The organism is Streptomyces hydrogenans (assembly GCF_014656075.1).
In the GTDB taxonomy this organism is placed as follows: Bacteria; Actinomycetota; Actinomycetes; order Streptomycetales; family Streptomycetaceae; genus Streptomyces; species Streptomyces hydrogenans.
Genome location: NZ_BNBS01000236.1, coordinates 1 through 5,301 on the forward strand (window position 1 = coordinate 1; position 5,301 = coordinate 5,301).

General features: G+C 72.9%; 6 protein-coding genes and 1 pseudogene. 2 read left to right on the forward strand and 5 right to left on the reverse strand.

The annotated features are described in order from the left end of the window. Nucleotides 1-73 precede the first annotated feature (73 nt). The 3 genes from IE321_RS40610 to IE321_RS40615 all read right to left on the reverse strand — a co-directional run bounded on the left by IE321_RS40610 (nucleotide 74) and on the right by IE321_RS40615 (nucleotide 2,482). Complete coding sequence (locus tag IE321_RS40610; protein ID WP_190226653.1) at nucleotides 74-1,804, reverse strand: C40 family peptidase; 1,731 nt, start codon at nucleotides 1,802-1,804, stop codon at nucleotides 74-76. A 68-nt stretch (nucleotides 1,805-1,872) separates the two neighbouring features. Continuing rightward, nucleotides 1,873-2,004 (reverse strand): hypothetical protein, encoded by a 132-nt coding sequence (locus IE321_RS42960; protein ID WP_264202430.1) that lies wholly within the window; start codon nucleotides 2,002-2,004, stop codon nucleotides 1,873-1,875. 184 nt (nucleotides 2,005-2,188) lie between these two features. Next, on the reverse strand, nucleotides 2,189-2,482 hold the full coding sequence (locus tag IE321_RS40615; RefSeq protein ID WP_190226654.1) for a hypothetical protein: 294 nt from the start codon (nucleotides 2,480-2,482) through the stop codon (nucleotides 2,189-2,191). A gap of 210 nt (nucleotides 2,483-2,692) precedes the next feature. Between IE321_RS40615 and IE321_RS40620 the strand changes: the two genes are divergently transcribed. Next, nucleotides 2,693-3,700, forward strand: a complete 1,008-nt coding sequence (locus IE321_RS40620; protein WP_226651428.1) for a helix-turn-helix domain-containing protein — start codon at nucleotides 2,693-2,695, stop codon at nucleotides 3,698-3,700. A gap of 125 nt (nucleotides 3,701-3,825) precedes the next feature. Next, on the forward strand, nucleotides 3,826-4,719 hold the full coding sequence (locus tag IE321_RS40625) for a polysaccharide deacetylase family protein (protein WP_190226657.1): 894 nt from the start codon (nucleotides 3,826-3,828) through the stop codon (nucleotides 4,717-4,719). 12 nt (nucleotides 4,720-4,731) lie between these two features. On the opposite strand, the gene IE321_RS40630 is transcribed toward IE321_RS40625, so the two are convergent. Then, entirely contained in the window at nucleotides 4,732-4,920 is a 189-nt protein-coding gene (locus IE321_RS40630) for a hypothetical protein (RefSeq protein WP_043224480.1), read from the reverse strand. A gap of 32 nt (nucleotides 4,921-4,952) precedes the next feature. Then, nucleotides 4,953-5,301, reverse strand: a pseudogene (locus IE321_RS40635) (ABC transporter); the annotation flags it as partial.

Consider the following 5,301-nt stretch of genomic DNA (forward strand, 5'->3'; position numbering starts at 1 on the left):
GGGGTGCCGGGCGGCCCCGTCGGGGCGGGGCGGCGGGGCCGGGCGCGGGCCGCGGGGCCCGGCCGGGACCAGGTCAGCCGAGCTTGACGTTCTCGCCCCACCAGTAGTCCTCGGGGACGTTCCAGGACCTCAGCGGGGAGGCGAACTTGCCGGTCGTGTCCGGCTTGAAGGTGTAGAGCGCGGCCCGGCCGTCGCTGTAGCCGTAGAACGCGGCCACGTCCGCGCGCCCGTTGTTGTCGTAGTCGCCGGAGGCGATCTGGACGTTCTCGCCCCACCAGTTGTCCGCGGGCACGTTCCAGGACCGCACGGGGCTGTTGAAGGTGCCGTCGGTCTTCGTGTTGAAGGTGTAGAGCGCGGCCCGGCCGTCGCTGTAGCCGTAGAACGCGGCGGCGTCGGCGCGGCCGTCGCCGTCGTAGTCGCCGGCGGTCAGCTTGACGTTGGAGAAGTTCCAGTTGCCCGGCTCCGTGGTCCAGGACTTCACCGGCGCCACGAAGCCGCCGTCGGTCTGGGACTTGAAGGTGAACATCGAGACGGTGCCGTCCTCGTACCCGTACATGGCGGCGAGGTCGGCCCGGCCGTTGCCGTCGAAGTCACCGACGGCGAGCTCGACGTTCTCGCCCCACCAGTAGTCCTCGGGGACGTTCCAGGAGCGCAGCGGGGTACCGAACGCGCCCGAGGCGTCGGGCTTGAAGGTGTAGAGGGCGGCGCGCCCGTCGCTGTAGCCGTAGAAGGCGCCGACGTCGTCGCGGCCGTTGCCGTCGAAGTCGCCCGACGCCAGCTTCACGTTCTCGGGCCACCAGTTGCCCGGCGCCGTGGTCCAGGACTTCACCGGGTCGGAGAAGCCGCCGTCGGCACGGGACTTGAAGGTGAACATCGAGACCGAGCCGTCGGCGTAGTCGTACATCGCGGCCAGGTCGGCCCGCCCGTTGCCGTCGTAGTCGCCGGCCGTGAGCTTCACGCTCTTGAAGGTCCAGTTGCCCGGCGGACGCGTCCACGACTTCAGCGGCGCGTCGAAACCGCCGTCGGCACGCGCCAGGAAGGTGAACAGCGCGACCGAACCGTCGCCGTAGCCGTACAGGGCGGCGACGTCGTCCCGGCCGTCGGCGTTGAAGTCCGCGTTGATCCGGGAGGAGGTGTCCTCCTTCGGGGCCTCCGCCTCCGGGATCGTGTCGTCCACGATGTTCTTCAGCCGGACCGGCGCGAAAGGTCCCTTACCCGCGTAGTACGGGTAGGGAAGAATGCGGTGGTGGACGCCGCTGGGGGTGAACTCGTAACCCCAGTAGGAGCTCTTGTCGGCGCTCGCCCACTCCTCGAAGAGGACGATGTGGCCGTCGGCGCCGGAATCGTCGTCCAGGAGCGCGTCACCGGCCTTGAGTTCGGCCTTCGTTATCCATTCGGCCGATCCGCCGGGGACGAAGTTCGGGGTGGCCAGGGAGCTGCCGAGACCCCAGGCCATCGAGACGTAGCCGGAGCAGTCCATTCGGTAGCCCTGGTAATAGTTCGTCCAGCTGTAGTCCAGGCCCTTGCCGACCCAGGACTTCGCGCGGGCGATGACCTCGCTCCGCGTGATCCCCGCGGCCGCCGTGAGGCTCCGCTCGCCCGCCCCCGCGCGGAACTCGGCGGGCACCGGCGTGACCTTGCCCTGGCCGGCGCCCGGGTACTCGTGCCCGCCGGCCTGCGAGGACGGCCGGCCGCCGGCCGGTCCGGACTGCTGGGCGAACGCGGCGCCGGTGGCGCCGAGTCCGAGCGCCGTGGCCGCGCAGAGGGCGACGGTGACGCGGCGGGTCCTTCTGATCCTGCTCATTTTCTGCCTTTCGGGGAGAGAGTTCCGACGCACGGGATTTCCGGTCCGGGAAGGGGCGGGGATTTCGCTCACTGCCAGCCGAGGGTGTCCTTGACGACCGGGACGACCGGGGTGTCCGGGGTGTCCGCCATCGCGCCGGTGCTGATTCCGGCGAACACGGACGCGAGGATCAGGAGGGCGGCGAGACGGGCACGCAGCATGACGAAGTCCTTTGCGGAGGAGGGGAATTCGACGGACCGGGAATCCGGATGACTGAAGCGTGCACCAGGCCGGCATTCCGGTGAAGCGATCCGCCCTGTCAGCATCGGGACACGTCCGGTTCGGGACACGACCGGCGCCGGGTGGCGTCCCCCGGCGGCCCGGAGCCGCCGCCGTTCCGCGCTCCTACGGTTCGGGGACCGGCATGATCAGCACCGCCTCGCAGGAGACGGCGGCGAAGCCCCAGGCGGCGTGCCGGTCCAGCACCCGCGCGCAGACCGCCGCGGCGGCGCGCTCGGCGGCGGCGAGGCCGTCCAGGCGGAGGAAGAGGCCGACGACGGTCTCCCGGCCGGAGACGTGGTGCGCCACGGCGTGCTCGACGCCCTCGTCCGGAGCCGCGGCGGCACGGAACTCCTCCGCCAACTCCCGGGGCGGCGCGCCCTCGACGGCGCGGCACAGCCAGACGTGGACCAGATACATCCCTCGATGTTCCCGGGCCGCCCGTCGCATTCCTGCGAGGAACGGAGTCCCCAAGCGGACATGGCCGGAACCTGCCAGAACCCTCGCTTCTTCCGTCCCGGCAGGAAACCGGTGCCACAGGCCGTGTGATGATTCGTACACGTATCTATGGGGGGTACATACATGCTGGACGCACTGGGAATCGACACCCGAACGGAAAGCATCTACCGGATGTTGCTTCAGCACGCCGACTGGGGGGTCGCGGAGCTGGCCGCCTCGCTCGCGCTGCCCGAGGCGGACGTCCGGCAGGCGCTCGGACGGCTCAGCGAACTCTCGCTGCTGCGCCCGTCCGCCACCGAGCACGCCCGGCTCCACGCGGTCAGCCCGGAGCTGGCCATGGAGTCCTTACTCGCCCGTCAACAGGCGGAACTGCTCGCCCAGCAGCAGAAGTTGGAGGCGTCGAGAGCGGCGGCGGCCCAGCTGATCGCGGACTGGGTCGGCTTCCAGCCGGTGGGGGACTCCTCCGGCGTGGAGACGCTCGTCGGCGTGGACCGGATCCGCGACCGGCTGGCCGAGCTGAGCCGTCACATCGACCACGAGATCATGGCGTTCGTCCCGGACGCCCCCGACGAGAGCAACATCGAGTCGGCCAAGCCGCTGGACGAGAGGACGCTGGCCCGCGGCATCCGGATGCGCACCCTCTATCCCGAGTCGATCCGCAACAGCCCGGCGGGCATGGAGTACGCGAACTGGCTCGCGTCCAAGGGCGGCGAGGTCCGCACCACCCCGGACGTCCCGGTCCGCATGACCGTGCTCGACCGCCGGGTCGCCGTCCTGCCGGTGTACGGCGAGGACAGCGGGCACAGCGCCGTGCTGCTCAGCGGCGACGGCACCCTCACCGCGCTGTGCACCCTGTTCGACCTCGCCTGGGACCGGGCCGACCGGCTCGGTGCCGCGCGCACCCGCGACCAGCGGGGGCTCACCTCGCAGGAGCGCGAGACGCTGCGGCTCCTGGAGCACGGACACACCGACGAGACCATCGCGAAGCGGCTCGGCGTCTCGACCCGCACCACCCGCAGGACCGTGGCCTCGATCATGGACATGCTGGGGGCGCGGAGCCGCTTCCAGGCCGGGGCGATGGCCTCGCAGCGGGGCTGGATCGGCACCCCGGGGCACGGGCCCGACCGCCTCGCCCGCGGCCAGGGCGCGTCGGCCGGCGGAGCCCCCGCCGGAGCGTGACGGACGGGCCTCCGGGCGACGGGGGGTCAGCTCGGCGCGTGCAGTCGGGCGTTGTCGCTGTGGCGTCGCGAGCGTTCGACACTTTGGTCGGATAGCTTCCGTTCGTGAACATTCCTGTACGGAAATTGGCGGTGTTCGGTCTGCTGGGCGCCGTTCTCGTCGGTTGCGGCGACGGTGCGGCCCCGTCCGCCGCGCCGCCGGCCCCACCCGCTGCCGAGTCCGGGGCCGCCTCCCGAACCCCCGGGAGCACCGCGGCCCCCACGCCCACCGCCAGCGCCGCCGCCAGGCCCTGGCCCGGCGCCGAACCCGGCGCGGTCCCGACCCTGGCGCCCCGGGCCGGTGGGCTCACGCCCGTCTACGAACGGCGGACCGGGCGGAGCGCGGAGAAGGTCGTGGCGCTCACCTTCGACGCCGACATGACCGCCGACCAGGGACCCCGGGCGGCGCGCGGCGAGCGCTTCGACAACCCGGAGCTCATCGCCACCCTGCGCCGGCTGAAGGTGGACGCGACCGTCTTCATGACGGGCCGCTGGGCGGAGGAGTACCCCGACCAGGCCCGGTCGATCGGCCGCGACCCCCTGTTCGAGATCGCCAACCACTCCTACAGCCACTACGCCTTCGCCGAGCCCTGCTACGGGCTGCCGAAGGTCGCCGTACCGGACATGGCGGCCGACGTGCGGCGCGCCTTCGACTCCTTCCGGGACGCGGGCGCCGTCAACGTCGTGCCGTACTTCCGCTTCCCCGGCGGCTGTTACGACGACGCCGCCCGCCACGCGCTCGGCCCCGCCCGCGTCACCGCCGTCCAGTGGGACGTGGTCGGCGGCGACGCCTTCGCGAAGGACCCGGACGCGGTGGCCGAGCAGGTGCTGTCGGGTGTCCGCCCCGGCTCCCTCGTCGTGCTCCACTGCACCCGCAGCGCCGCCCCCGCGACGGAGCGCGCGATCCGCCGCGTGGTCCCCGAACTCCGGGCCCGCGGCTACCGCTTCGTGAAGGTGTCCGAGCTGATGCGCACCGGCTGAGGGACCCCCGGCTCAGCCGGAGCAGGCGTTGCGCTGGGCCTCCTGCCACTCGCAGACCGGGCACAGCACGATGCCCGGGGCCGACTCCGCGTACTCGGTCGGCTCCAGGCACAGCACGCAGCGGGCGTACGGCCCCTCGGCGGCCTTCGGCGGCCGGGGCGCGGGCTCGGGGGCGCAGAAGGCCCCGGATTCCATGGTCATGCCGTCGAGGCTACTGCGGCGGTCCCGGGCCCTCACTCCAGACGGGCGGCGGCCCGGCCGGAGACGGCCGCCGTCACGGCGGCCAGGAGCACCGCCCCGGCACAGGCCGCCCACGGCGACAGGACCCCGCCGTCGGCCGCGACCAGGGCGGTGACCGCGTGCTTCGCCGGGGACCCGGTGGTCACCAGCGCGAGCAGGGAACCGAGCAGCAGCACCGCGACCGACCAGCCCGGCGCGGCGACGAACGGCCGGGAGGCGAGCGCCCCGACGGCCCCGCCGGTGAGGCCGCAGGCCGTGGTGGCGAGGAGGCCGGCGAGCAGCGCGGCCGGTCCGCCGATGCCCGCGCGGTCACCGGTGGCGGTCACCGCGCCGACCGCGGCC